Origin of the sequence: Tepidiforma thermophila, assembly GCF_002563855.1 — a bacterium.
GTDB classification, from domain to species: Bacteria; Chloroflexota; Dehalococcoidia; order Tepidiformales; family Tepidiformaceae; genus Tepidiforma; species Tepidiforma thermophila.
Genome location: NZ_PDJQ01000001.1, coordinates 2,260,818 through 2,286,460, shown reverse-complemented (window position 1 = coordinate 2,286,460; position 25,643 = coordinate 2,260,818). Strand labels below are relative to the sequence as shown.

The 25,643-nt window shown below is 68.4% G+C and carries 26 protein-coding genes and 4 tRNA genes; 11 read left to right on the top strand and 19 right to left on the bottom strand.

The features are described from left to right. Positions 1-22: 22 nt before the first annotated feature. Genes A9A59_RS11170 through A9A59_RS11155 form a run of 4 tightly spaced genes read left to right on the top strand, consistent with a single transcriptional unit; the run spans position 23 to position 3,601 of the window. Positions 23-1,369, top strand: a complete 1,347-nt coding sequence (locus A9A59_RS11170; protein WP_098504341.1) for an aspartate aminotransferase family protein — start codon at positions 23-25, stop codon at positions 1,367-1,369. A 37-nt stretch (positions 1,370-1,406) separates the two neighbouring features. Next, a complete protein-coding gene (locus A9A59_RS11165) occupies positions 1,407-1,781 on the top strand; it encodes a hypothetical protein (RefSeq protein ID WP_098504340.1) in 375 nt (124 codons plus the stop codon). A 51-nt stretch (positions 1,782-1,832) separates the two neighbouring features. Then, positions 1,833-2,831, top strand: coding sequence for an aldo/keto reductase (locus A9A59_RS11160; protein ID WP_098504339.1), 999 nt, complete (start codon positions 1,833-1,835; stop codon positions 2,829-2,831). Further along, on the top strand, positions 2,831-3,601 hold the full coding sequence (locus A9A59_RS11155; protein WP_098504338.1) for an inositol monophosphatase family protein: 771 nt from the start codon (positions 2,831-2,833) through the stop codon (positions 3,599-3,601). Before A9A59_RS11160 ends, A9A59_RS11155 begins: the two co-directional genes overlap by 1 nt. A gap of 83 nt (positions 3,602-3,684) precedes the next feature. On the opposite strand, the gene A9A59_RS14140 is transcribed toward A9A59_RS11155, so the two are convergent. The 6 genes from A9A59_RS14140 to nusA all read right to left on the bottom strand — a co-directional run bounded on the left by A9A59_RS14140 (position 3,685) and on the right by nusA (position 8,921). After that, a complete protein-coding gene (locus A9A59_RS14140) occupies positions 3,685-3,825 on the bottom strand; it encodes a DUF5679 domain-containing protein (protein ID WP_165772381.1) in 141 nt (46 codons plus the stop codon). Positions 3,826-3,988: 163 nt separating this feature from the next. Then, a complete protein-coding gene (truB, locus tag A9A59_RS11150) occupies positions 3,989-4,897 on the bottom strand; it encodes a tRNA pseudouridine(55) synthase TruB (protein WP_165772683.1) in 909 nt (302 codons plus the stop codon). Then, a complete protein-coding gene (gene rbfA / locus A9A59_RS11145; protein ID WP_278286889.1) occupies positions 4,875-5,240 on the bottom strand; it encodes a 30S ribosome-binding factor RbfA in 366 nt (121 codons plus the stop codon). The genes truB and rbfA overlap by 23 nt, the downstream gene beginning before the upstream one ends. 22 nt (positions 5,241-5,262) lie before the next feature. Further along, positions 5,263-7,041 carry a translation initiation factor IF-2 gene (gene infB, locus A9A59_RS11140; protein ID WP_098504335.1) on the bottom strand — a complete coding sequence of 593 codons (1,779 nt, stop codon included), beginning with the start codon at positions 7,039-7,041 and terminating at the stop codon, positions 5,263-5,265. After that, positions 7,038-7,340 (bottom strand): RNase P modulator RnpM, encoded by a 303-nt coding sequence (gene rnpM / locus A9A59_RS14475; protein WP_098504334.1) that lies wholly within the window; start codon positions 7,338-7,340, stop codon positions 7,038-7,040. The genes infB and rnpM overlap by 4 nt, the downstream gene beginning before the upstream one ends. Positions 7,341-7,382: 42 nt before the next feature. Further along, positions 7,383-8,921 carry a transcription termination factor NusA gene (gene nusA, locus A9A59_RS11130; protein WP_098504880.1) on the bottom strand — a complete coding sequence of 513 codons (1,539 nt, stop codon included), beginning with the start codon at positions 8,919-8,921 and terminating at the stop codon, positions 7,383-7,385. Positions 8,922-9,038: 117 nt separating this feature from the next. Between nusA and A9A59_RS11125 the strand changes: the two genes are divergently transcribed. Continuing rightward, positions 9,039-10,208, top strand: coding sequence for a cysteine desulfurase family protein (locus tag A9A59_RS11125; protein WP_098504333.1), 1,170 nt, complete (start codon positions 9,039-9,041; stop codon positions 10,206-10,208). Here A9A59_RS11125 and acpP read toward each other — a convergent pair. From acpP to A9A59_RS11095, 6 genes are all read right to left on the bottom strand, one after another. Then, entirely contained in the window at positions 10,205-10,456 is a 252-nt protein-coding gene (gene acpP / locus A9A59_RS11120; RefSeq protein WP_098504332.1) for an acyl carrier protein, read from the bottom strand. The genes A9A59_RS11125 and acpP overlap by 4 nt on opposite strands. Positions 10,457-10,510: 54 nt before the next feature. Then, positions 10,511-11,749 carry a beta-ketoacyl-ACP synthase II gene (gene fabF / locus A9A59_RS11115; RefSeq protein WP_098504331.1) on the bottom strand — a complete coding sequence of 413 codons (1,239 nt, stop codon included), beginning with the start codon at positions 11,747-11,749 and terminating at the stop codon, positions 10,511-10,513. Between the two features lie 15 nt (positions 11,750-11,764). Further along, positions 11,765-13,003 (bottom strand): beta-ketoacyl-ACP synthase II, encoded by a 1,239-nt coding sequence (gene fabF, locus A9A59_RS11110; protein ID WP_098504330.1) that lies wholly within the window; start codon positions 13,001-13,003, stop codon positions 11,765-11,767. After that, positions 13,000-13,989, bottom strand: a complete 990-nt coding sequence (gene fabD, locus A9A59_RS11105) for an ACP S-malonyltransferase (RefSeq protein ID WP_098504329.1) — start codon at positions 13,987-13,989, stop codon at positions 13,000-13,002. Before fabD ends, fabF (A9A59_RS11110) begins: the two co-directional genes overlap by 4 nt. A gap of 108 nt (positions 13,990-14,097) precedes the next feature. Beyond that, a complete protein-coding gene (priA, locus tag A9A59_RS11100; protein WP_133117604.1) occupies positions 14,098-16,572 on the bottom strand; it encodes a replication restart helicase PriA in 2,475 nt (824 codons plus the stop codon). Between the two features lie 29 nt (positions 16,573-16,601). Beyond that, positions 16,602-17,837: an MFS transporter gene (locus tag A9A59_RS11095; protein WP_098504879.1), complete on the bottom strand. Its 1,236-nt coding sequence runs from the start codon at positions 17,835-17,837 to the stop codon at positions 16,602-16,604. A 25-nt stretch (positions 17,838-17,862) separates the two neighbouring features. Between A9A59_RS11095 and A9A59_RS11090 the strand changes: the two genes are divergently transcribed. Beyond that, positions 17,863-18,834, top strand: coding sequence for an amidohydrolase family protein (locus tag A9A59_RS11090; RefSeq protein WP_165772682.1), 972 nt, complete (start codon positions 17,863-17,865; stop codon positions 18,832-18,834). Between the two features lie 81 nt (positions 18,835-18,915). Continuing rightward, the gene (locus A9A59_RS11085) at positions 18,916-19,635 is read left to right on the top strand and encodes a DUF5656 family protein (RefSeq protein ID WP_098504326.1); all 720 of its coding nucleotides are present in this window, start codon (positions 18,916-18,918) and stop codon (positions 19,633-19,635) included. A 2-nt stretch (positions 19,636-19,637) separates the two neighbouring features. Here A9A59_RS11085 and A9A59_RS14135 read toward each other — a convergent pair whose 3' ends face one another. Next, positions 19,638-19,802, bottom strand: coding sequence for a hypothetical protein (locus A9A59_RS14135; RefSeq protein WP_165772681.1), 165 nt, complete (start codon positions 19,800-19,802; stop codon positions 19,638-19,640). A 137-nt stretch (positions 19,803-19,939) separates the two neighbouring features. Here A9A59_RS14135 and A9A59_RS11080 point away from each other — a divergent pair, with 137 nt between their 5' ends. The 3 genes from A9A59_RS11080 to A9A59_RS11070 all read left to right on the top strand — a co-directional run bounded on the left by A9A59_RS11080 (position 19,940) and on the right by A9A59_RS11070 (position 22,263). Further along, positions 19,940-20,719 carry an exodeoxyribonuclease III gene (locus A9A59_RS11080; RefSeq protein WP_098504325.1) on the top strand — a complete coding sequence of 260 codons (780 nt, stop codon included), beginning with the start codon at positions 19,940-19,942 and terminating at the stop codon, positions 20,717-20,719. A gap of 50 nt (positions 20,720-20,769) precedes the next feature. Further along, a complete protein-coding gene (locus tag A9A59_RS11075) occupies positions 20,770-22,113 on the top strand; it encodes an MFS transporter (RefSeq protein ID WP_165772680.1) in 1,344 nt (447 codons plus the stop codon). Positions 22,114-22,186: 73 nt separating this feature from the next. Further along, positions 22,187-22,263: transfer RNA gene (locus A9A59_RS11070), tRNA-Pro, on the top strand. A 21-nt stretch (positions 22,264-22,284) separates the two neighbouring features. On the opposite strand, the gene A9A59_RS11065 is transcribed toward A9A59_RS11070, so the two are convergent. The 6 genes from A9A59_RS11065 to A9A59_RS11040 form a co-directional block, all read right to left on the bottom strand. Then, positions 22,285-22,704, bottom strand: a complete 420-nt coding sequence (locus A9A59_RS11065) for a Zn-ribbon domain-containing OB-fold protein (protein WP_098504323.1) — start codon at positions 22,702-22,704, stop codon at positions 22,285-22,287. Between the two features lie 3 nt (positions 22,705-22,707). Continuing rightward, entirely contained in the window at positions 22,708-23,889 is a 1,182-nt protein-coding gene (locus tag A9A59_RS11060) for a thiolase family protein (RefSeq protein ID WP_098504322.1), read from the bottom strand. 134 nt (positions 23,890-24,023) lie between these two features. Beyond that, a tRNA-Cys gene (locus tag A9A59_RS11055) sits at positions 24,024-24,097 on the bottom strand. A gap of 12 nt (positions 24,098-24,109) precedes the next feature. Then, positions 24,110-24,195 (bottom strand) — tRNA-Leu (locus A9A59_RS11050). Positions 24,196-24,264: 69 nt separating this feature from the next. Further along, a tRNA-Trp gene (locus tag A9A59_RS11045) sits at positions 24,265-24,340 on the bottom strand. Positions 24,341-24,393: 53 nt separating this feature from the next. Then, positions 24,394-24,576 carry a zinc ribbon-containing protein gene (locus A9A59_RS11040; RefSeq protein ID WP_098504321.1) on the bottom strand — a complete coding sequence of 61 codons (183 nt, stop codon included), beginning with the start codon at positions 24,574-24,576 and terminating at the stop codon, positions 24,394-24,396. A gap of 114 nt (positions 24,577-24,690) precedes the next feature. Here A9A59_RS11040 and argF point away from each other — a divergent pair, with 114 nt between their 5' ends. Then, positions 24,691-25,623, top strand: a complete 933-nt coding sequence (gene argF, locus A9A59_RS11035; RefSeq protein ID WP_098504320.1) for an ornithine carbamoyltransferase — start codon at positions 24,691-24,693, stop codon at positions 25,621-25,623. Positions 25,624-25,643: the final 20 nt, after the last annotated feature.

Sequence of the window (25,643 nt, the reverse complement as noted above, 5' to 3'; positions counted from 1 at the left end):
AAAAGCCGGTATCATCCCGGCTATGCCCATCGAACAGGAGTACCTCGACCGCCACCCCGGCTCCCGCGCCCTCTACGAGCGCGCATCCCGCGTCCTGCCGAGCGGCGTCACCCACGACAGCCGCTACCTCCGCCCCTTTCCTATCTACGCCGACCGGGCCGAAGGCGCCTGCAAGTGGGACGTCGATGGCCACCGCTACATCGATTACGTTGTCGGGCACGGCGCGCTGCTCCTGGGCCATAACCACCCGGCGGTCACCGCCGCCGCTGCAGCCCAGCTCGCCCGCGGCACCCATTACGGCGCCAGCCATCTCCGCGAAATCGAATGGGCCGAAGAGGTGACCCGCCTCGTTCCTGCCGCCGAGGTCGTCCGCTTCACCTCCTCCGGCACCGAAGCGACCCTCATGGCGCTCCGTCTCGCCCGGGCCGCAACCGGCAGACCGGGCGTCATCAAGTTCGAGCGCCACTTCCACGGCTGGCACGACTACGTTGTCCCCGCTTCGAGCTATGCGGGCCGCACGCCCCCCGGCATCCCGTCAGCCACCCTCGAATCCGTCCTCGTCCTGCCGCCTGACCTCGCGGCCGTCGAATCCGCCTTCGCAGCCCGAGATGACATCGGCGCCGTCATTGTCGAAGCTGCCGGCGCCTCCAGCGGTCAGGTGCCGCTTCCGAGAGGGTTCCTCCACGGCCTCGCCGAAATCTGCCGCAGACGCGGCGCGGTCTTCATCATGGACGAGGTCGTGACCGGTTTCCGCTGGGCGCCCGGCGGCGTGCAGGAGGTCGAAGGCGTCTGCCCCGACCTCGTCACCCTCGCCAAGATCCTCGCCGGCGGGTTCCCCGGCGGCGCCGTCGCCGGCCGCCGGGACCTTCTCGAATACCTCCAGTTCCCCGGCGCTGGCCCGAAAACCGAGAAGGTTGGCCACCCCGGCACCTTCAATGCCAATCCGCTCTCTGCCGCCGCGGGCGTCGCCTGCCTCCGCGAAATCGCTGATGGCACCCACCAGCGCCGGGCCGCCGAACTCGCCGCATCGCTCCGTTCCGGTATGAACGCAGTCCTCTGCGAACTCGGCATCCCCGGCGTCGTCTATGGGCAGTCCTCTGCCTTCCGTGTCCTCCTCGCCGGGACGATGGTCCCTGAAGCCCAGGACTACAACGGCCGCGAGCTGCCTCGCGCCCTCCTCGAGACCCCAATGCCGCCCGAGCGTGCCCGCCTCCTCCAGCTCGCGCTCCTCAACCGCGGGGTCCAGCTCTTCGGCACCGGCGGCATGCTCAGCTCGGCCCACACCGCCGCCGACATCGATGCCACGCTCGAGGCCTGGCGGGCCGCGCTCCTTGACCTCCGGGCCGAGGGCCACCTCGATTCCGCCTGACTCCAAATCGCATCTGGAATCCGCTACACTGGCAGCCATGCTGCAGTCCGTGCTCTTCTTCCTCGTGCTCGGGCTCCCCTTCTTTCTCTACCTGCTGAATGCCTACCTTGCCCAGCGGGACGCCCGGAAGGGCATGGGCGGCGGCATCGCCGGCGGCATCCCCCGCCCGAAGGAAGCGAAGACCCCGCGCGCGAGTGCACGGAAGGCTCGCGTCCGCCGTGCGCGGGTCGCAAATTGCGGCCGCACCTTCTCCCACTTCGCCCTCGCTCTGGTCGGGTCCTCCGCCAGCTGCCGCTACTGCACCTACCTCGAACCGGTCGCACCTCCCCCTCCCGGCGGGAACGACCCGGTCGACGAAACCGAGGCCGCCATCCGCGCCGCCGAGGAAATCATCGACCAATCCCGTCACTGAGGACCGCTTCCCCCGAAAGACACCGGGGCATGCCTCCGGCACAATGCCCCCATGCAGTACACCCGCCTCGGCCGCACCGGCCTCCGCGTCTCCCGCCTTTGTCTCGGCACCATGACCTTCGGCTTCCAGTGCGACGAAGCCACCTCGTTCGCCATCATGGACCGTGCCTTCGAGGGCGGCATCACCTTCTTCGATACCGCCGACGTCTACCCCATCGGCGCTCCACCCGGCGCGCAGGGCCGCACCGAAGAGATTATCGGCCGCTGGCTCGCCCGCACCGGCAACCGCAGCCGCATCATCCTCGCCACCAAGTGCTTCGGCCGCGTTGGCCCCGCCCGCTGGGACCAGGGCAATTCCCGCAAGCACATCCTCGACGCCGTCGACGCCTCCCTCCGCCGACTCGGCACCGACTACATCGACCTCTACCAGCTCCACGGACCGGACCCCCAAACCCCGATCGATGAGACCCTCAAGGCGCTCGATGACCTCGTTCGCTGGGGAAAGGTCCGCTACATCGGCTGCTCCAACTTCCTCGCCTACCAGGTCGCCCGCGCCATCGGCCGCAGCGAGGTCCTCGGCGTCGCCCGCTTCGATTCCGTCCAGCCCCGCTACAACCTCCTCTTTCGCGAAATCGAACGGGAGCTCCTCCCCCTGTGCGCCGAAGAAGGCATCGGCGTCATCCCCTACAACCCGCTCGCCGGCGGCCTCCTGACCGGAAAGCACAATCCCGAGACCGGCCCGGAAGAAGGCTCCCGCTTCACCCTCGGGACCGCCGCCCAGCGCTACCAGGAGCGCTACTGGCACGACCGCATGTTCCAGACAGTCGAGCAGCTCCGCCCCATCGCCGCTGAGGCCGGCATGTCGCTCGCGCAGATGGCCGTCGCCTGGGTCATGGCCAACCCCGTCATCACCGCCCCGATCATTGGCGCCAGCCGTCCCGAACAGCTCGCCGATACTCTGGCTGCCGCCGAAACGCCGCTCCCACCGGAACTCAAGCAGCGCCTCGACGACCTGACCCTCGAATACCGCCGGGGAGACTCCGCCCGCTGATGTCCGAGCTCTCCGCCCTGCTCGAAATCGCCCTCCGCGCCGCCGCCATCGCCGGCGAAACCATCATGCCCATCTACGCCAGCCCCTTCGAAGTCGAGCGCAAAGCCGACCGCACCCCCGTCACCGAAGCCGACCGCCGCGCCGAGCTCGCCATGCGCGAATTCTTCGCCCGTGAAACCCCCGGCTTCGGCGTCCTCGGCGAAGAATACGGCGAAACGCCCGGCGATGGCCGCCACCGCTGGATCATCGACCCCATCGACGGCACCAAGTCGTTCATCCACCGCGTCCCCCTCTTCGGCACACTCGTCGCGCTCGAACGCGACGGTGAGCCGGTCGTCGGGGTCATCTCCTGCCACGCCGTCGGCGAAACCGTCGCGGCCGCCGCGGGGCTCGGCGCACGGCTCAACGGCGAACCCTGCCGCGTCTCCCGGGTGGCATCGCTCGATGACGCAACCCTGACCATGACCTCCTTCGCCCGGACTGCCGCCCGGCGGCCCCTCGGCTACCGCGCCCTCGTCGAACGGTGCGGCCTCGCCCGGGCCTGGGGCGACTGCTACGGCTACCTCATGGTCGCGACCGGCCGCGCGGAGATCATGCTCGACCCCGACATGAGCATCTGGGACGCCGCCGCCCTCCAGCCGGTCATCCGTGAGGCTGGCGGCGGCTTCAGCCAGTGGGATGGCAACCCCGCCCTTGGTGACTCTGCCGTCGCCACCAACGGCCTGCTCCATAACGAAGTTATCCGCCTGCTCGCCTCCGACCTCGCCTGAACCGCCTGTTTCGCCGCAAACGCAAGCGCCCGCCGGCCGGCGGGCGCTTGCAGCGCGTTCAGTGTGTCGCCGAAGGCCCGGCGTCAGGCTTTCCCGATCTTGAACATCTTCGTCCCGCAGACCGGGCAGGTGCCCTCGGTAGCGGGCTTCCCGTTCTTCATCGTGATCGCCTTCGCGTCCTTCATTTCGCGCCGTTCCCGGCACTTCAGGCAGTAGGCCTCCAATCAACCCTCCTTCTCCCCGTCCTGCGACGGGACCGGCAACAATTGTGAGAGTGCCTACGCAATTGCGCAGACCTGCCGGCCATCCTGCATGATCACCTTCGGCCTCCCCCGTGTCAACCGGAACATGAACCTGAAACGAACATAACGCGCGAAATTCCCGGGTTCAGGCCCGAAAGACCCTCACCGGCTGCACCCGTCCGCTGGCATCCACAGCGCCCACGCCCAGGAACGCGCCGTCGGTACCGTACACCCGCGCGGCCGCCGCTGGCCGGACCGCCGTTCCAGCGCTATGCACGTTCCCGTGCAGGAACGCCTCCCGGCCCGGCGTTCCGAGGATGGCGCAGTCGTGGTCCAGCAGCGCCTCGTCGGCCGGGAGCATGGCCTTCCCTGCCCTCCCCTCGCCAGCCAGCCGCTCCAGCTCCGGTATCGCCCACGCATCCTCGACCCGGAACCGCCCCGACCGAAGCCGCCGCAGGCTCGCGAGGTGAGCCCCGCACCCCAGCGCCTCACCGATGTCCCGCGCGAGGCTCCGGATGTACGTCCCCGGCCCGCACCGGACATGGATCCGCAGCCGGTCGGCCCCACTGGGGGTCAGCCGCAGTTCGAAGACCTCCACCGGCCGCGCGGTGAGTTCGACCGCCTTCCCCTGCCGCGCAAGGTCGTACGCCCGCTGCCCGGCAACCTTCACGGCGCTGTACGCAGGGGGCGTCTGCGCAATCACGCCGGTAAACAGCCCGGCGACCCGATCCAGCGCAACGGTGTCAACCGGCGGGACCGGGCGTCGCGCAATCACCGTCCCGTCGCAATCCGCCGTGTCGGTGGTCACCCCAAGGACAATCTCGCCCTCGTACACCTTCTCATGCGCCATCACGTACCCGGCGAGCCGGGTTGCCTGCCCAAGGCATACGACCAGCAGTCCTGTCGCAAAGGGATCCAGCGTCCCGGCGTGCCCGGCGCGGGGCTGGCCAACCAGCCTGCGGACCTTCGCCACCACATCGTGGCTTGTCCACCCGGCCGGCTTGTCCACCAGCAGGATGCCGTCGGGGCCGTCAGTCGCCCGCTTCCTCGCCACGGCGCTCCGCACTCACCTGGTGGATGAGCTCCGCGAGCCGCGCCCCCCGCTCGATCGAGGGGTCGAACCGGAACACCAGCTCCGGTACGTGCCGCAGCGAGAGCCGGTGTACCAGTTCGCGATGCAGGAACGTCGCCGAGTGCTGCAGCCCCGCGAGCGCCTCGGCGCGCTCCTGCTCGCTCCCGAGATGCGATACGTACACCACCGCCCGCCGCAGGTCCGGCGAAACCTGTACCTCGGTAATCGTCACCATCCCCCGGGAGACTCGCGGGTCCTTCACCTCCCGGAGCAGCAGCTCCGAAATCTCTGCGCGGAGCAGCTCGCCCACGCGCGTCGTGCGCATACTCATGGCGCCCTCCGGAGCCTCAGCTCACCCGCTCTTCGTGGTAGAACTCGATGACGTCCCCAACCTGGAACTTGTCGAACCCCGAGATGACGATGCCGCACTCGTAGCCGGCCTGCACCTCGCGGACGTCGTCCTGGAACCGCTTCAGGCCCTCGCACCGCCCCTTCCAGACCTCCTCCTTTCCTCGCAGCACTCGCGCGAGGGACCCGCGCCGCACCACGCCGTCCGTCACATAGCAGCCTGCAATCTGCCCGACGCGGCTCGACTTGAACACCGCCCGAACCTCGGCATGCCCGTCAACCACGGTCTTGTACACCGGCTCGAGCATGCCCTGCAGCGCCTTCTCGATGTCCTCGAGGAGCTGGTAGATGATGCTGTACGTCCGGATCTCGACGCCGACAGCCTCGGCCCGCTTCTTCGCGCCCGGCTCTACCCGCGTGTTGAACCCGATGATGATGCCGTTCGAGGCCTCCGCCAGCATCACGTCGTTGTCCGTGACCGGCCCCGTCGCCGCGTGGATGATCTTCAGCTTCACCTCGGGCGTGCTCAGCCGCTCCAGTGCGCCCTTGATCGCCTCAGCAGTCCCGCGGACGTCCGTCTTCAGGATGATGATCAGCTCCTTCAGCTTCCCGGCGCTAATCTCGTTGAACAGCGTGTCGAGATTGACGCGGGCGTGCTGGGTCTGCTCCTGCGCCTCGCGCTGCCGCTTCCGCTCCTCGACAATCTGCCGCGCGACCTTCTCGTCGGCAACCACCCGCAGCCGGTCGCCGGCCTCCGGCACATCTTCGAGCCCGAGGATGACGACCGGCGTCGATGGCCCGGCCTCCTTCACCCGCTTGCCGGTGTCATCGAGCATCGCCCGGACCTTGCCGCTCGTCTCCCCGACAACCACCGCGTCACCCTGCCGCAGCGTTCCCCGCTGCACCAGGACCGTCGCGATGGGCCCCCGGTGCGGGTCCAGCTCCGCCTCGATCACCACCGCCGAGGCTGGCCGGTTCGGGTTCGCCTTCAGCTCACTGATCTCCGCCACGAGGTTGATCGCTTCGAGGAGGTCGCCGATGCCCTGCCCGGTCGCCGCCGAAACCGGCACGCACACCGTGTCGCCGCCGTACTCCTCCACAACGATGCCGTACTCGGTCAGCTGCTGCTTCACGCGGTCGGGGTTGGCCGCGGGCAGGTCGATCTTGTTGATGGCCACGATGATCGGCACCCCGGCCGCCTTCGCGTGGTTGATCGCCTCCACCGTCTGCGGCATCACGCCGTCATCGGCAGCGACCACCAGCACCGCAATATCGGTGACCTGCGCTCCGCGCGCCCGCATCGCGGTGAATGCCGCGTGCCCCGGCGTGTCAATGAACGTAATCTTCTGCCCGTCCCGCTCGACCTGGTAGGCGCCGATGTGCTGCGTAATGCCGCCCGCCTCGCCCGCTGCCACCCGCGTCTTGCGGATTGCGTCCAGCAGGCTCGTCTTGCCGTGGTCCACATGGCCGAGGATCGTTACGACGGGCGGCCGCGGCTTCAGCGAGGCCGGGTCGTCCGGTTCCTCCTCCGGCTCGACCAGCGGTGCGCCAGGCTCCGGCTCTGCCGCGGCCTCCAGTTCGGGCTCGAAGCCCAGCTCCACCGCGACAATCGCAGCCGTGTCGTAGTCGATCGTCTGGTTCTGTGCGGCCATTACCCCGTTGGTCATCAGCCGCTTGATGACCTCGACCGGCGAAACCCGCAGCAGGTCCGCCAGCTCCTTCACCGTCAGGGCGTCCGGGATTCGCACGGTCGTGCGGGACGAAGATTTTGCCGTCATACGCTATCGCCTTCCTTCGCCGGCAACGCCAACCCGAAGGCCCGCAGGGCTTCGATATCGTCCACGGCCGGGGTAATTTTCAGTGCATTCTTTATCGTACCCCCTCGCAGCGCTTTCTCCCAGCACTCGCGATTGGGGTGCACGTACGCGCCGCGCCCGTTCGCCTTGCCGCTCGGGTCGACCCGAACACGCCCCTCCGGCGTCCGCACAAGGCGGATCAGCTCGCGCTTCCCCTGCTCAGCCCGGCAGGCGATGCACGTCCGTTGCGGCTGTCGTCGTGGTCGAACTCCCTGCGCGATCGTAGGCGCCTCCAGCTGTCAGCTGCGTCGACCCGCGGGCCATCAGTGGATGCGGCCCGCGTAATCGATGTCATCCATGTCGTCGCCCTCGTCGTAGAACCGGGGCGCGCGCTTCCCCTTCTTGCCGGCCGACTTCTTCGGCAGCGGTTCGTCCTCCTCGTCCCGCCGCGGAAGCACATCCTCGGCGAACCGGATCGATGACGGCCGCGTCTCCTCAACGATGGCAGCCGGGATCTCGTACTCCTCGTCCTCTTCCTCGCCGTAATCCTCCGATTCGCGCTCCTCGCCGCGCGGCACCGGGATGGACTCGACAATCGAAGCGAACGAGATCTCCTCTTCCTCCTCCTCGTACACAGGCTCCGGCTCCGGCTGCGGGCGCGGCGGCTCCACCGTGACCGCAGCAGCCTGCGCACCCGCGGGTGCCGCCTCCTCCGCCGCAGCGGCAACCTGCTCCGCCTGCTGGAGGATATCGATATCGGGCGCCTCGCCCGGGGCATACGGCTCGAACGCCATCGGCGCTTCCGCCTCGCCTGCCTCCTGGCGCGCCTTCGCCGATTCGCTCAGGATCGTGATCCTCCACCCGGTCAGCTTCGCCGCCAGGCGCGCGTTCTGCCCGTCCTTCCCGATCGCCAGCGACATCATCTTGTCCGGCACCACCACCGACGCCAGCCGCTCCGCCGGGTCGATCTCGACCTCCGAAACCTGCGCCGGGCTCAGGGCGTTCGAAACGAACTTCGCCGGGTCCGGGTCCCACTTGATCACGTCGATCCGCTCGCCGTTCAGCTCGTTCACAATGTTCTGAATGCGGGTCCCCCGCACCCCAACGCACGCACCGATCGGATCGATCGCAGGGTTCCGCGCCCAGACCGCAATCTTGCTGCGGTGGCCGCCTTCCCGGGCAATGCTCTTAATCTCCACGGTGCCGTTCTTGATCTCCGGCACTTCCATTTCGAACAGCCGGCGCAGCAGGTTCCGATGGGCCCGGCTGACCACAATCTGCGGCCCCTTCGAAGCGCGGTTCACCTCCACGACCAGCACGCGTACTCGCTGCCCCGCACGGAGGTGCTCATTCCGCACCTGCTCGCTCGCCGGCAGCACGGCCTCGGTGCCCCGCCCTAGGTCGAGAATCACCTGCCGCGGTTCAACCTTCTGCACCGTACCGACGATAAGTTCGCCGACCTTGCCGATGTACTCCTCGTAAATCGCATCCCGCTCGGCCTCGCGGAGCCGCTGCAGGACGACCTGCTTCGCCGTCTGCGCCGCGATCCGCCCGGCGTTCTTCGGGAGCTCCTCCTCGAAGTCGAGCACGTCGCCCGGGCGCGCATCCGGCTTCCACTTCCGCGCCTCCTCCACCGTCATCTCGACGCGCGGGTTCTCCACCTGCTCCACCACGAACATCTGGCGGTACGCGCGGATTTCACCGTTGCGTGCATCGATCTTGACGTACATGTTCGGCGCATCGTCCTCCTCGCGCCGGAAGGCCGACGTCAGCGCCGCTTCGACGGCCTCGTACACGGTCTCCGGCGGGAGATTCTTCTCTGCCGCCAGCTGATTCAGCGCCAACAACAGTTCGTTCTTCATGGTCTCAACAAAAAAGTGGGCGCCGGCGCCCACTCCCGGATGGAATCGCTGCACACAGCATAGCACGTTCCTCCCGGGCCGTGATCAGCCCCCGCGCTGATCCGCTACCCTGAAACCATGCCGCGGATCTACCTCGACCACGCCGCTACCACTCCCCCGGACCCCCGCGTGATTGAGGCGATGCTCCCCTTCTTCACCACCCACTGGGGCAACCCATCGAGCATCTACCTCGAAGGGCAGGAGGCGCGCCGCGCGGTCGATGCCGCCCGCAAAACCATCGCCGACCTCCTCGGCGCCAGCCCGAAAGAGATCGTCTTCACCTCCGGCGGCACCGAATCCGATAACGCGGCGATCCGCGGCGCAGCCTACGCCCAGCGCGCCCGCGGACGCGGCAACCACATCGTCACCACCGCCATCGAGCACCACGCTGTCCTCCACACGGTCGAGCAGCTCGAGCGCGAGGGCTTCCGCGCCACCTACCTCCCGGTCGACCGCGACGGCGTCGTTTCGCTCGAGGCCCTCGCCGAGGCCGTCGGCCCCGAAACCGTCGTCGTCTCGGTCATGACCGCGAACAACGAGGTCGGCACCATCCAGCCCGTGGCTGAGGCCGCCCGCATCGCACGCGAGCGCAACCCCCGGGTCGTCATCCACACCGACGCCGTCCAGGCCGCCGGCTCCCTCGATATCACCCCCGCGAAGCTCGGGGTCGACCTCCTCAGCCTCGCCGGCCACAAAATCTACGGCCCGAAGGGCATCGGCCTGCTCTACATCAAGAACCGCACGCCCTGGCAGCCCTTCATCCTCGGCGGCAGCCAGGAAAAGGAGCGCCGCGCCGGCACCGAGAACGTCCCCGGCATCGTCGGCCTCGCAGTCGCCATGCAGCTCGCCTGGCAGGACCGCGAAGCCTACAACGCCCACGTCGCCCGCCTGCGCAACCGCCTCCTTTTCGAGCTCCCGGAGCGTATCCCGGACACCGTCATCACCGGCCCGGCCGATCCCGAACGCCGCCTGCCGAACAACTTCTCCTGCTGCTTCCGCAACGTTGAAGGTGAAAGCGTTCTCCTCGCGCTCGATATGGCCGACATCGCCGCCAGCAGCGGCTCAGCCTGCACCACCGGCGCCCTTGAGCCCTCCCACGTCCTCACGGCTATGGGCATCGACCGCGACCTCGCCCATGCCGCCCTCCGCCTCACCCTCGGCCGCCACACCACCGACGCCGAGATCGACCGCGTCCTCGAGGTACTTCCCGGGATCGTCCGAAAACTGCGCGCCCTCGCCGGCGCCTAGTGGATGCCCTGGTGCGCCAGGAAGTCCAGAATGTCCTGCACCGTGCGGATGTTCTCTGCGTCCTCGTCGCGGATCTCGAACTGCGCCTGGTCCGCGAACTCCTCCTCGATCGCAATCGTCAGGTCCACGATATCGAGCGAGTCGGCCCGCAGGTCATCCACGAGGCTTGCCTCCGGCGTCACCTCGTCGGGGCTCACCTTCAGCTGCCGAACCACCACATCGCGAACTCGTTCGAACACTGTTGCCATTGGCGATTGCTCCCCTCGGTGTGATGTACGCTGCCGGGCGTTCGCTAGGCTACGTCAGCTTTCGTACTTGCGGAAGATCACCGACCCGTTCTGCCCACCGAAGCCAAATCCATTCGCCGCTGCCGCCCGGACACGCATCTCCCGCGCCTTCAGCGGCACATAGTCGAGGTCGCATTCCGGGTCCGGGTGCTCCAGGTTGATCGTCGGCGGCACCACGTCATGGTAGACCGACAGCGCCGCCGCCAGCGCACCCACTGCTCCGGCCGCACCCAGCAGGTGCCCAACCATCGATTTCGGCGAACTCACCGCCAGCCGGTAGGCGTGCTCCCCGTAGGCCAGCTTAATCGCCTTCGTCTCGGCGACGTCGTTGAGCGGGGTGCCCGTCCCGTGCGCGGCGATGTAATCGACATCCTCTGGCCGGAGTCCAGCGTCGCGGAGCGCTTCCGTCATCGCGTCACACGCCCCCGACCCATCCTCCAGCGGCGCAGTGATGTGGTAGGCATCGCAGCTCAGGCCGCCGCCGGCAAGCTCCGCGTACACCCGCGCGCCCCGGGCCCTCGCCCGCTCCTCCGACTCGATGACCATCACCACCGCGCCTTCACCGAACACGAACCCGTCACGGTCCCGGTCGAACGGTCGGCTCGCTTTCTCCGGCTCGTCGTTCCGCCGGCTGAGCGCCTTCATGTTCGCCAGCGCGGCAATCGGCAGCGGGTGGAGCGCCGCTTCGGTCCCCCCCGCGAGCACCACATCGCACCGGCCCGACGCGATCAGCTGCTTCGCCTCGATGTAGCTGTACAGCCCGCTCGCGCACGCGGCCACGCTCGCCATCGCCGGGCCGCGCAGCCCGAGGTGCATCGAAACCTGGCACGCTCCCATGTTCGGGGCCATCGTCGGAACGTAGAAGGGGCTCACCCGGTTCGGCCCGCGCTCCTTCAGGACGAGCGTTTCCTCCATCGTGTCAATGGCGCCGCCAGAGCCCGTCGCAATCGCCGAGCCGGCCCGGCGCCGCTCCTCATCGCCCAGGACCAGGCCGGCATCCTCCGCGGCAAGCTTCGCCGCAGCTACGGCGAACTGCGCAAACCGCGACATCCGCCGCGCCTCTTTCGTGTCCATGTAGCGCCCGGGCTCGAAGCCCTTCACCTCGGTCGCAATCTTCACCGGCAGGTCCGTGGCATCGAAGCGCGTGATCGGCCCCGCGCCCGAAACGCCCGCGACAAGGTTCTCCCAGAACTCGTGCGCGGTCAGTCCAATCGGCGTGATGGCCCCCACGCCGGTCACCAGTGCTCGCCTCACAGGCTGTTCTCCCCGTCAGTCGACCTTCCGGAATATCAGACAGGCGTTGTGGCCGCCGAGCCCCACCGACGTCGTCATCGCCACGTTCACCGGCATCGCCCGCGCCACGTTCGGCACATAGTCGAGGTCGCACTCCGGGTCGGGCGTCGTGTAGTTGATGGTCGGGGCCACCTTCTGGTCACGAATAGCCATCACACAGGCGAGCGCCTCCACCGAACCGCTGGCGCCCATGCAGTGCCCGGTAATCGGCTTCACCGACGAAATCGCTGCCCGGTACGCCGCCGGCCCCATCACCTCTTTGAAGACCAGCGTCTCCACCCGGTCGTTCAGCGGCGTCCCGCTCCCGTGCGGGTTGATGTAGTCGATCTCCGATGGGTCGATGCCCGCTTTGCGGATGGCCGCCACCACGGCCCGCTTCAGCCCGCGCCCGGTCTCGTGCAGCGCAATCATGTCGTACGCGTCATTCGATGACCCGTAGCCGATGACCTCGCAGTAGATCCGGGCCCCGCGCGCCCGCGCGTGCTCGTACTCCTCGAGCACCATGCCGCACGCCCCCTCCCCCGCAATGAACCCATCCCGGTGAAGGTCGAACGGCTTCAGCGCCTTCTCCGGGTGCTCGTTGTCAGATGCCAGCGCCCGCATCGAACACCACGTCGCGTGGTAGATGGGCAGCAGCACCGCCTCCGAGCTCCCGGTAATCACCGCGTCGGCATCGCCCCGGCGGATCGTCTCGAACGCCTCCCCAATCGCCGCCGCACCCGTTGCGCACGCCGCCACCGGCGCGTAGTTCGGCCCCCGCGCGCCCGTGGCAATCGCGATGTGCCCGCTGGCCGCGTCCGGGATGAAATTGGCCACGAGGAACGGCGTAATCCGCCGCGGCCCCTTCTCCTCGAGGATCCGCTGGTGCTCCAGGATCATGTCCGTCCCGCCCGCTCCCGAGCCGAAGATTACCCCCACCATGTCGGCGTTCTCCTCGGTGACCTTCAGCCCGCTGTCGGCAACGGCATCGAGCGCTGCGGCCACGCCAAACTGCACCGAGCGGTTCATGTACCGCTGCTGCTTTGGGTCGACCCGGTCGCCCAGATCGAATCCCTTCACCTCCGCCTGGATGCGGACCGGGTAGGGCTCCGGGTCGAAGAGCGTGATCGGCCCGATGCCGCTCCGCCCCTCCAGCATCGCCTGCCAGGTCTCCTCCGCCGTGTGCCCGACGGCAGTTACCGCGCCGACGCCCGTCACCACCACGCGCCTCGTCATCGTGCAGCTGCCTCCACGAGTGCCCACCGCTCCGAGAGCATCCCTTCATAGTCATCGCTGATCGCGACGCTGTTGACGCTGTAGTCAATCCGCCGCACCAGCTTCGTCAGCACCGACCCGGGCCCGACCTCCAGGAACATGTCGGCCCCTTCGTCACGCATCCGCTCAATCGTCTTCTGCCACTGCACGCCGTGCGTGAGCTGCTCCTTCAGCTCCTGGCAAACCTCGGCCCCGGTCCGCAGCAGGCTGGCGTTCACGTTGCCGACCAGCGGACGGATCGGGTCCTTCACCTTCACCCGGTCGAGGAGGGCCGCCATCCCCTCGCTTGCCTTTGCCATCAGCGGCGAGTGGGAGCCGATGGTGATCGGCAGCCGCACCACCCGCCGCGCCTTCGCCTGTTCCGCAAGCTGCATCGCCCGCTCGAGCGGCTTCAGGTAGCCCGAAATCACGCTTTGCCCTTCGCAGTTCGAATTCGCCAGCCCGACGTAGCCCTCCTTCGAGGCCTCGGCGCAGATCTCGAGCACCTTCTCCTCCGGCAGGCCGAGGATCGAAGCCATGCCGCCGGGGTTCTCACGGCCCGCTTCCTCCATGAGCCTCCCGCGGGCATCGACGAGCTCCAGCCCGTCCTCGAACGAAATCGAGCCCGCAGCCACCGCCGCGGTGAACTCGCCCATCGAATGCCCCGCGAACAGGAACGGCTGGAACGTGCGTCCGATCGACGCCCACCGCTCCTTCAGCGCCTCGAGCCACGCGATGGAGGTGACGAACGTGGCGGGCTGCTGGTTCCGTGTCGACTCGAGCTCCTCTGCCGGGCCCTCCCAGCACAGCTTCGAAAGGTTGCGCTCCAGCAGCTCGTCGGCCCGGCGGAACACGTCCCGCGCCGCCTTCGAAACCTGCGCGAGCTTCTGCCCCATGCCGACGTGCTGCGAGCCCTGACCCGGGAAAATCAGGGCCAGCCGCGACCACGGCTTGATCTCCTGGTCCATCCGAAACGTCCCTTCGTTCCGCGGGCCTCCACGGCCCGGTTGGCCAACGAGGATACCAGCCCGCTCCGCACCGGGCGAAGATTTGCCGCCCCCGAACCGTCCCCGCCGTCACAGGAGGCTTGCCGGGTCGATGTCTACCTGCCATCGCTCCCCGAGCCGCACCTGCCCGATGAGCGTACCCGGCGCCCGCCCCCGCAACAGGATCTGCCAACGCAGCTCGCCCCGGACCCGCGGGATGAACGGCCGCGTCGGCCCCAGGATCTCCGGCTCGGCCCGGCCCGCAGCGTCGCGCAGCACCCGCAGCTCCCGCGCAACCCTGCTCGCCTCCTCCAGCCCGGCCGCTTCATCGTGATGCCGGTAGACCAGCCGCGCGATGCGCGAAAACGGCGGGTACCCCGCCCGCCGCCGGTGGGCAATCTCGCTTTCGTAGAAGCCACGGTAGTCATGCTCCGCCGCCGCTACGATCGGTGGAGCCTCGGGTTCGTACGTCTGGATGTACACCCTGCCCGGCCGGTCCCGCCGGCCGGCGCGCCCCGCAACCTGGCTCAATAGCTGGTACGTCCGCTCGGCCGCCCGGTAGTCGGGCAGGCTCAGGCCAACGTCGGCATCGACCACCCCCACAACCGTGAGCCGCTCCAGGTCCAGTCCTTTCGCCAGCAGCTGCGTCCCCACGACGATGTCGATCTTCCCGGCCTCCAGCGCTGCGACCATTCGCTCATGCGCATCCCGCGTACGGGCAGTGTCGCTGTCCCAGCGGGCCACCCGCGCCCCGCGGAACACCGCCCGCGCCTCCGCCTCCACGCGCTGCGTCCCGACCCCGAACGGCCGATACCGCAGGCTGTCGCAGTTCGGGCACCGCTCCTCCAGCCGTTTCGTCCGGCCGCAGTGGTGGCAGCGCAGCATGGCGTGGATCGTTGCCTCGGCATCAAGGCTCATCGCAACCTCGCACGACGGGCACAGCGGCAGGAACCCGCAATCCCGGCAGAGCACGAACCGCGCCGATCCCCGCCGGTTCACGAACAGGATCGCCTGCTCCCCTGCGACCAGCGCCTCCCGCACAGCCTGCCGCAGTGCACGGCTGAACATGCTCCGGTTGCCTGCCCGCAGCTCCTCCCGCATATCCACCACCTGCACCGACGGAAGTGCTCCTTCGGTCACGCTCCCGTCCTCGGCCGGCGCCAGCCGCGTCGCCAGCTCAACCCGGGCAATCTGCCCGGTCTCCGCCCGGTGGTAGGTCACAACATCCGGCGTCGCGCTCCCAAGCACGACCCGGGCGCCAGTCAGCTCGCCCAGCTTCAGCGCAACATCCCGCGCGTGGTACCGCGGCACCGGGTCCGACTGCTTGTAGCTCCACTCATGCTCCTCGTCGAGCACGACCAGTTCCAGCTTCCGGACCGGCGCGAACACCGCGCTGCGCGAGCCGAGCACCAGCCGCGCCTCGCCGCGCTCCACCCGGAACCACTGGTCGTACAGCTCGCCCGTCGAAAGCCGCGAATGGAAGACCGCCAGCTCATCGCCGAATCGTTCCCCGAACCGCCGGATCGCCTGCGGGGTGAGCGAAATCTCCGGAACGAGAACGATCGCTCCGCCGCCCGCCGCCAGCGCCCTCCCGACCAGGTCGAGGTACACCTCCGTCTTCCCCGAGCCAGTGACCCCATGGAGGAGCGTCACCCGCTCGCGCCACGCCGTGTCCGCTGCCGCCGCCTGCTCCGCGCTGAGCACCGGCGGCGGCCTGCTGCCGCCCCGCACTGCCGCGACCGGGTCCCGCTCCACCCGCCGGTCATACGCCCGGATGAAGCCCCGCTCGGCCAGCCGCTCGAGGTGCCCCGGCGTCGCCCCCAGCGCCCGCACTGCGCCGAGGGGCAGGTCGGGCTCCTCCGCCAGCCGCAGCAGCACCCGCCCCTCCACCGAGCGGGGCCGCTCCGCGAGCAGCCGCTCGGCTTCCGCCCTCGCTGCCGCCGGCTCGACGGTGAGCGCCACCCGCCGCTCAAATTTCGGCCGGCCGGTCGGCCGGGCCAGTCCCTGCGTGACGGTGAGATGGCCCTCCTGCTGCAGCCGCTGGAGCGTCGTCAGCGAGACCTGGCCCACCGCCTTCCGCAACTCGTCGAGGGTCACCCGGCCGTGCGCCGCGATGTACTGCAGGATCGCCCGGTCTTTCGGATAGACCGGCAGCAGCGGCGGCACATCCACCGGCGACACCATCGTCACCGGCTTCTGCCCGAAGCCGGCCGGAAGGAAGCAGGCGACGCACTCCCAGAGCGGCGCGAGGTACTCCTCGGCCATCCACTCCGCCAGCGCGATCCGGGCCGGGTCGAGGAGCGGCTCGGGGTCCATCACCGCGCTGATGGGGCGAACCGCCTCTACCTCGCTCCGTTCGCTCAACCGGAGCACGATGCCCTGCACAATCCGCGGCCCGAACGGCACGAAAACCGCCATCCCCGGGGCGAGGGCCATACCGGGAGGCACCGCGTACGTAAATGGCCGCCGGGCCGGCTGCGTCGTATAGACACCAACCTCGGCGAACATCGTTCCCTCCGGGGGAACGAAGGCGGGGTCCATAGCGTGCGCCGGGTGCGTGCTCACGCCCAGATGGTACGCCCCGCGCGCTCTCCTCAACCTGCTGCCTCGGCCTCCCGGGCCCGCGGCTCCGGTGCCGAAGCCTCCGCCACAGCTGCGCCCCGCGTCAGCCACAGGAACGGCGGAATACCGGCCGCCATCACCGCCCCGCCGAAGAAGAAGGCAGCTTCGAGCCGAAACAGGCTCACCACCACCCCTGAGAGCAGCGAGCCGGCCACAATACCGATGCCGTTCGAGGCGGAACTCAACCCGAGCACCGTGCCCATCCCCGCACGCCGCCCGGCCACCACCTGGATCGCGCCGGCGGCCACCATCGAGAGCGCACTCGTCGCTCCCATCCCGAGCAGCACAGCGACCGCGGCCCCGTAACTCGGCACCACGCCAAGACTGGCCAGCAGCGCTGCATACGCCGCCAGCCCGCCCGCGACAAGCAGGCGGCGGTCCCGACGGTCCGCAATCCGCCCCAGGATCGGCTGCGCAAGCCCCCCGGTAATGTCCTGCATCGCGAACGCGACGCCGATCATGATCGGTGTCGCACCGATCCCCGCCTCGAGCCGCAACGCAAGGAAGCTGAGCGTCGCCCCTGCCGCCACGGCCACCATGGCCGCGTGCAGGGTCACCGCGAGGACCACCCGGTCGCTCAGCGCCTCCCGGAAGGTGCGGTCCGTGCGTGTAACCGTGCCGCCCGCCCGCCGGGTCGCCCGGCGCTCCAGCTCTGCCGGGCTGTGCCGCGGCAGCCAGAGCGTCAGCACCAGCGCCGAAAGCGCCATCATCGCCGCCATCGCGACGAACACCGACCGGAACCCCAGCACTTCGCGCAGGACGCCGGCCACCAGCGGGCCCGTGCCGAATCCCACGATGTCGGCCGTCGCGAATACCCCCAGCCAGCGCCCCTCCTGCCCGCGCGGCGTCAGGTCCCCGACGTAGGCCCGCGCCACCGAGAAGATCAGGCTCGTGCCCAGCCCCGAGAACGCCCGGAACGCGATCACCTGGTAGAAGTTCTGCGCGGTCAAATACCCGAGGGCGGCGATAAGGTAGACCAGCAGCCCCGCCACGATGAACGGCTTTCGCCCGTACCGGTCCGAAAGCCGCCCCGCGAAGGGACCCACGAAGGTCTGCACAATCGCGAAAACCGAAAAGGTGAGCCCCAGCCAGATGCCCGTCGCCCCGAGCCGCTCCGCATAGACCGGCAGCAGCGGGCTCACCATCGAAATGCCCATCGTCGCGACAAAGACCGCAACGTACAGCGCGACGAAGGGGCGGGAACGCATCGCTTCGAGCCTACCCTATCACTCCGTGGACCGCTCGGTGAGCCTCCGGGCGACCGGGTGCTACACTCGCAGGAGCCTCCATGCCCCGGTCGTTCCGCCCATGAGAAAGATCTTCGACGTCCACATCCACTTCCCCCGGAACTGGGAGAACCCGGACGAAGACCAGGCCCCGATGGTCGACCGCCTCGCCGAGATCGCAACCCGGGTCGGCATCACAAAGGCCTGCATGCTCACCGGCGGCCGCTTCGGGCCCTCCTACGAGCGCGGCATGGAGATCCTCGAAAAGTACCTCGACCTCTTCATCCCGGTCGCCGTCATCGACCCAGAGGAGATCGGCCCCGACGAGATCCAGCACCTCTACGACATGGGCTACCGCGGCCTGAAGCTCATCGGCGTCGCCCGCCCCTACGACGAGCCGGACTACCTGCCGACCTACGCGAAGGCCGAGCAGCTCGGCATGCCCATCCTCTTCCACATGGGCGTTATCGGCGGCGGCCTCGATTACTCCATCACCCATCCGCGCCGCAGCGCCGCCGCGGCCCAGGCCTACCAGCGCATGCTGGCCATGCAGGAGCGCATGCCCCCGCGCAACGTCTCCGCCGCCCGGATGTCGCCGCTGCATCTCGACACCATCGCCAACCGTTTCCCCAGGCTGAAAATCATCGGCGCCCACGTCGGCAACCAGGGCAATTACGACTACGCCGCCTCCGTCGCCCGGTGGCGACATAACGTCTGGTTCGACATGAGCGGCGGCGAAACCATCGAGCGCCACCTCGTCGAACGGAAGCTGCTCGCAGCAAATTCCCAGGGCGAATTCGGCGTGGAAAAGCTCGTCTGGGGCAGCGACTGCGGCATGGACGAAATCGCTGAGCACATCCGCCGCTTCGACATCATGTACGAACAGCTGGGCCTCACCGAGGACGAACAGGAGCGCCTCTGGTGGCGCAATGCCGCCGAAATCTACGGCCTCGAAGAGCCCATCTTCGCAGCGGAGTAGCACCCCCTGGCTCCCTCGCCAATCCCGGCCGCCGGCGACCATGCCAACGGGCTCACCGCCCGCATCGTCCTCCTGACCCTTGTGGCCGCAGGCGGCCTCGCGGCCTCCGTTACCCTCCGGCCCGAGCTCCCCTGGTTGCCGTGGCTCACCGCCGTCCTCGTCGCCTTCGCCACCGACGGTATCGTCCGCAGCCACCCAGGGTGGACCGGCGGTCCTCTCGACTCCCTGGTCTACACCTTCCTCCCTGCCCTCGGCATCATCGGCGCCGCACTTTTCATCGACCACGCCATCGTCGGCTATGCCCGGCCCGCGCTCGCGCTCGTGGCCGCCCTCTCTGTCGGCGCCGTCGCCTTCGGCGAATACCAGACCGTCGATGTCCGCTCCCGCCTCTACGGCCCCTTCCGCCTCGTGATGGCCGTCGCCACCTACCTCGTCGCCTTCTCCTTCTACGCCGTCCTCTTTACCCGGGACGACTCCCTTGGGGTTGCCGCCCTTGCGGTCGGCGCGGTCAGCATGCTCCTCGCGCTCGAACTCCTCCGAGAAAGCCGCATCACCGGCCCGAGTTCACTGCTCGTCGCCCTCGCAATCGGCATCTCCCTCGCCGAGCTCCGCCTCGCTCTCTACTTCTTCCCGCTCGATGGCCTGCTCGCCGGCGCCCTCCTCGTGATCGCCTTCTACCTCGCCACCGGCATCGTCCACCACCTCCTCGACCACGACCTCGAATGGGGAACCGCCGCCGAATACGCCGTGGTCACCACGGTCGCCTCGGCGGCGGTCATCGTCGCCCGGGTGTTTGCGTAACCTCAGGCTGCCGGCCGGCCGCTCGTGGACTCGCCCCGCAGCGGCCATCCAGCCACCAGCTGCATCCGCTGCACCCCGTGCGAGCGCTCCATATGCCACTCGAGCCAGCGGCGTTCCGCCTGGCCCGCGGCCGCAAACCGTGCCTGGCAAACAGGACACTCGGTCATCATCGCCACTCCTTTCGTCAAACGTAGTATCGGCCGGCACGTATGAACGAACCGACCCGGGCGAACCCCGCATCTCCGCTGGAATTGCGCCCTATCGCACCCTTGCCCGCTGCCCCGCCATCCGCTGAACTGTCGCCGTGGCGACCCTCACCATCTGCTCCTGGAACGTCAACGGCCTCCGCTCCGTACTCAAGAGCGGCCATCTCGAAGCGTGGCTCAAGACCACCGCTCCCGACATCGCCGGCTTCCAGGAAGTCAAAGCAACGCCCGACCAGGTCGACGAAGAGCCGTGGACTGCTCTCGGCTACCGGTCGTGGTGGCATCCCGCACAGCGCGCGGGCTACAGCGGTGCGCTCCTGCTTTCGAAACCCGAGCCGCTCGAAGTCCGCCTCGGACTCGGTATCGAACGATTCGATATCGAAGGGCGCGTTATCCAGGCCGACTACCCGGAGTTCACCCTGCTGACATCCTACTACCCCAATGCCGGCCGTGGCGAGGACCGCCTCGCATACAAGCTCGAGTTCTACGAAGCCTTCCTCGCGCACGTGAACCACCTCCGCGACCAGGGGCGTTCGCTCGTTTTCATGGGCGACTTCAACATCGCTCACACCGAAATGGATGTCGCCCGCCCGCAGGAGGCGGCCAAGGGCACCGGCTTCCTCCCCGAAGAGCGCGCCTGGATTACCCGTATCATCGAAAACGGCTACGTCGATACCTTTCGCGCCCTGCACCCCGACCAGCGTGACGCCTACACCTACTGGGACCCCTGGCGCGAGCGACGCGCCCGCAACGTCGGCTGGCGTATCGACTACGTCTTCGTCAGCCAGGACCTCATGCCGCGGGTCCGCCGCGCATTCATCCAGCCCGAGGTCATGGGCTCCGACCACTGCCCGGTCGGCATCGAACTCGACCTTTAACCGCCCGCCACGTCTTTCCTTTACGCTCGCGTAAACGTACAGTTCCCCACGTGCCGTCGGTCTCTCTCCCCGGCGCGGATACCACCTTCCGCGCCCTCCGCCATCGCAACTACCGCCTCCTCTGGCTCGGCCAAACCGGTCACTCCGCAACCCTCTGGATGGACCAGGTCGCCCGCGCCGTCCTCATCCTCGACCTGACCGACTCCGCGGTCATGCTCTCCCTCGTAATCGCCACCCGCCTCGCCCCCATCCTCCTCTTCGGCCTCGTCGCCGGGGCCGTCGCCGACCGCTACGACAAAAAGCGCATCCTGATGGTCACCCAGTGCGTCTCCACCGCCTGCCACCTCTTTATCGGTATCGTGGCGGTCACCGGCCTGGTCGAAGTCTGGCACGTCTTCCTCACCGCGGCCGTCTCCGGTACGGCCATGGCCTTCAACCAGCCTGTCCGCCAGTCGCTCATCCCCCGGACCGTCCCGCCTGAGGACCTCCTCAATGCCGTGGCTCTGAACTCCACGGCGCTTAGCTTCATGCGCATCGGCGGCGGCGCCATCGCCGGCAGCCTCCTCCTCGTGCTCAGCGTCGGCAGCGTCTATCTCGTCACCGCCGGCATCTACCTCCTCGTCATCCTCACCACCCTCCTCATGCGCTTCGAGGCCGACGGCTCCGCAGGCCGCCGCAGCGAAGCCGGGCTCTTCGCTGACCTCGCTGAGGGCTTCCGCTACGTCGCCGGTCAGCCGGTGCTTTTCGTGGTCACCGGCCTCTCCCTCATCCTTTTCGTCTTCGGATTCCCGTACCAGCAGGTGTTCGTGCCGCTTCTCGCAACGAAAACCCTCGACCTCGGCGATTCCGGCGTCGGCTTCCTGGCCGGTGCCACCGGTGTCGGCGCCTTCGCGGGGTCGCTCTTCGTCGCCTGGAAATCGAACATCGCTCGCCCGGGCCTCCAGCTGATGATCAACATGCTCATCTTCGGCGCCGCCCTCGTCGCCATCTCCCTCCAGGCGAACGTCTGGGTCACTGCCCTGCTCCTGGCAGTCGCCGGCAGCATGACGGTCACCTACATGGCGTTCACCAACGGCATCCTGCTCTCGAACAGCCGGCCCGAGATGCACGGCCGGGTCATGTCGCTCCTCAGCCTCGACCGCGGACTCATCCCGCTTGGCGCCATCCTCGCCGGTGCGCTTGTGGAGGCGCTCGGCATCCGCCCCGGCCTCTTCACCCTGGGTGCCGCCATCATCGCGATGAGCGGACTCGTGCTCCTTCTCTTCGGACGGCGCCTGGCCGAGATCCGTTCAGATGGCGCCGTCCGCGGCCACGGACCTTCCTCCCCGCCGCGCGAGCACGGTACCGCTCCGGACACAGGCCCTGCCCGCCAGGAACTGCCCCGCAGGCTTTGACCCCGCGCCCAGCCCTTCGTATGGTGTACCGTGGAATGGCGCCGCGGCGGTGCGGTTGCCGCTCCCACCTGGTCGGGGTGTGGCGCAGCCTGGTAGCGCACTTGAATGGGGTTCAAGAGGTCCCGCGTTCGAATCGCGGCACCCCGACCATCCACCTCTCCCTCGTCTCCCTCAGCTGGCAGCGGGCCGGAAGTACGGCAGCGTAATCTCCTCCGTCACGTCGTCGAACACCACCTCCAGCCGCATCCCGATCCGCACCGCGTCGGGGTCCACCTCCACGAGGCGCGAGGTCATCCGCGGCCCCTCATCCAGTTCAACAACTGCAATGACGAACGGCACATCATGCTCGAAGTCCGGCGATGTCGGCCGCCGCGCCACCGTGTAGCTGTACAGCGTGCCCCTTCCCGAAGCCTCAACCCATTCGAGCCGGTTCGAGAGGCACCTTGGGCAGTGCGACCGCGGGTAGAAGATCATGTGCCCCGCCTCGCACCGCTGGAGCAGCAGCCGGTGCTGCCGCGTCCCGTCCCAGAACGGTTGCGTAATCGGGGTCGGCACGGGTAGCGGTTCAGTCGTCGTCCGATACTTCGGCATCGCTCACTCCCCCCGCAGAATCAGCGAGACCTGCTCGCTCATGAGACCGCCATTGCCGTGCACGAAGACCGTGTCGCAGCGGCGAAGCTGCCGGTCGCCGGCCCGGCCCGTCAGCTGCAGGCACGCCTCGGTGATATGCGACATCCCGCCGGCCATCCCGGCCTGCCCGAAGCTGAGCTGACCACCGTGCGTGTTCATGGGGAAGTCGCCCCGGTAGGTCAGGTCATGCTCCTCCACGAACTTCCCCGCCTCGCCCTTGCCGCAGAACCCGGCGTCTTCCAGCGTCAGCAGCACCGTAATCGTGTAGCAGTCGTACAGCGAAGCAAGGTCAATCTCCGAACGCTTCACCCCCGCCATTGTGAAGGCCCGGTCCGCCGCCGCCTTGATCGGCGTCTCGGTGAAGCTCGGGTCATAGGTCACCGACAGGTGCGTCGTGTTCTCGCCCCCGCCGAGGATGTACGCCGGCCGGTGTCTCGCCCGCTTCGCCTTCTCCTTCGACGTCACCACGACGGCTGCCCCGCCGAAGCACGGCATCACAATCTCCAGCATGTGCAGCGGGTCCACAATCACCGGCGAGTTCAGCACATCATCGATGTCGATCGGGTCGCGGAACACCGCCTTTGGGTTCGCCATCGCATTCGTCCGCTGGTCAACTGCCACCTTGGCCCGCTGCCGGTCGGTGAGCCCGAACTCGTAGGCGTAGCGGTTTGCGATCAGCGCATACGCGTAGTTCTGCCCCACGGCCCCGAACGGGTAATCGAACTCGCCCATCGGTGAGCCCCAGGCCCCCATCCGGAACGTCGGCCCGCCGCCCTTCGGGTTCTTCGGCCGCGGCAGTGTGTGGACAATGCAGAGCGCCGTTTCGCAGAGGCCCATCTCGATCGCCATGGCCGCGCGCAGCACCGCCCCGGCACCCGTGGCGCCCCCGAGGTCCACCACCTCCGAAAAGTGCGAACCGATGCCCAGGTACTCCGTCAGGTGGCCCGGCGCGAATAGCCCGCCCGAGTCCGCCAGGTGACCGGTCATCAGCCCGTCAACATCATCGTGCGTGAACCCGGCATCCTCCAGGGCCAGGCGCGCCAGCTCCGCGTACGCCTCCAGGCCCATCCAGGTCCGGTCCGGCCGCCGCACCGGCGCAAACTCCGCGATGCCCACAATCGCGGCCTCGCCGCGCAAACCCCCCATGCGTGTCCCTCCGAACGCGATTCAGCAACCGGCCGAATGCTACCCGCTCGCTGCCAACCGGGCGAACGCCGGCCGAAGGCGGGCGCATCCGCCGCAACAAAAAGGCCCCCGAAGCGGGAGCCTTGCGCGAGGTCTGGAGGCGCCAGCCGGATTCGAACCGGCGGTGAAGGTTTTGCAGACCTCTGCCTTACCACTTGGCCATGGCGCCGGAGTATGCGATTGGTGCCCAGGGTGAGATTTGAACTCACACGCCCATACAGGCACTGCCCCCTCAAGACAGCGTGTCTGCCATTCCACCACCTGGGCAACGCACCCACATCCTACGAACCATCCCCGCCATGCGGCAAGCGCCTGAGGGTGGGCGCCGGGAATGGCTGGCAGGGGTGGCAGGACTCGAACCCGCGACACTCGGTTTTGGAGACCGATGCTCTACCAGCTGAGCTACACCCCTGTCCAACTCCATCGTAGCAAAGCTGGCCCAACGCGGAATCCCCCGGACCCGCCCTATGCCGCCCGCGGGTGGCTGTTCATCGACCCGCAAGCCGGGCAGCGCGGCACCCGCGTGACCCGCGGCCGCTCCCCGAAATGGAACCACGCCCCGCACCGGTCGCATTCGAGCCTCCGGAACATCTTCCCCTCGGCCTCCTTGCCTGCCCACGTCGGCTGCAGCACCCACCGGTTGCCCACAGCGATACCCTCCTGTCATCACTATCGTCACGCCGGCCGCCACGCTGCAGCACCCCCCGGCCGCGATTCACACCCGGCCGGACACACCGGCGCCCCGAACCTATACTTCCCTCGATGCATACCCCTCGCCATCTCCTCAGCTCCGCCGACCTCTCCGCCGAAGAGATTGCCTACCTCCTCGACCTCGCTGCCGCCCTCAAGCGCCGCCCACAGAAAGTCCTGGTAGGCAAGCACCTCGCGCTCCTCTTCGAAAAAGCCTCGCTCCGCACCCGCGTCAGCTTCGAAATCGCGATGGACCACCTCGGGGCCTTCACCATGTACCTCGACCCCCGCGAGGTCGGCCTCGGCGAACGCGAAGCCATCCGGGATGTCTCCCGCGTCCTCGCCCGCTACGTCGACATCGTCGCCGTCCGAACGTACGGCCAGTCCATCATCGAGGAGTACGCTCGGTTTTCGTCGATCCCCGTCATCAACGCACTGACCGACGAAGAGCACCCCTGCCAGGCGCTGGCCGACCTCCTCACCCTTCGCGAGCACATGGGCGACCTCCGCGGCCGCTCGCTCGCCTTCGTGGGCGACGGCAATAACGTCTCCACCAGCCTCGTCCTCACCGCCACCGCGCTCGGCATGGACGTCCGTATCGCCTCTCCGCCCGGCTATCAGCTCCCCGAGTGGGCCATCAGCGAGGCGTCCCGCAGAGCCGCAGCCAGCGGCGGCAGCTTCCGCCACACCACCGACCCGGTCGAAGCCGTCCGCGGTGCCGAGGCCCTGTATACCGACGTTTGGACCTCCATGGGCCAGGAGCGCGAGGCCGAGCGCCGCAAGATCGACTTCGCCGCCTACCAGCTCAACGCCGCCCTCGTCGCCCACGCGAAGCCCGGGGCGTTCATCATGCACGACCTCCCTGCCCACCGCGGCGAAGAAATTACCGACGACGTCTTCGAGTCGCCGTCGTCCATCATCTTCGACCAGGCCGAGAATCGCGTCTGGGCCCAGGCCGCCGTCGTGGCCTTCCTGCTCGGTGCCGACCGCAGCATCGAGCGCTGAACCGGGCATTCTTCCCCCCG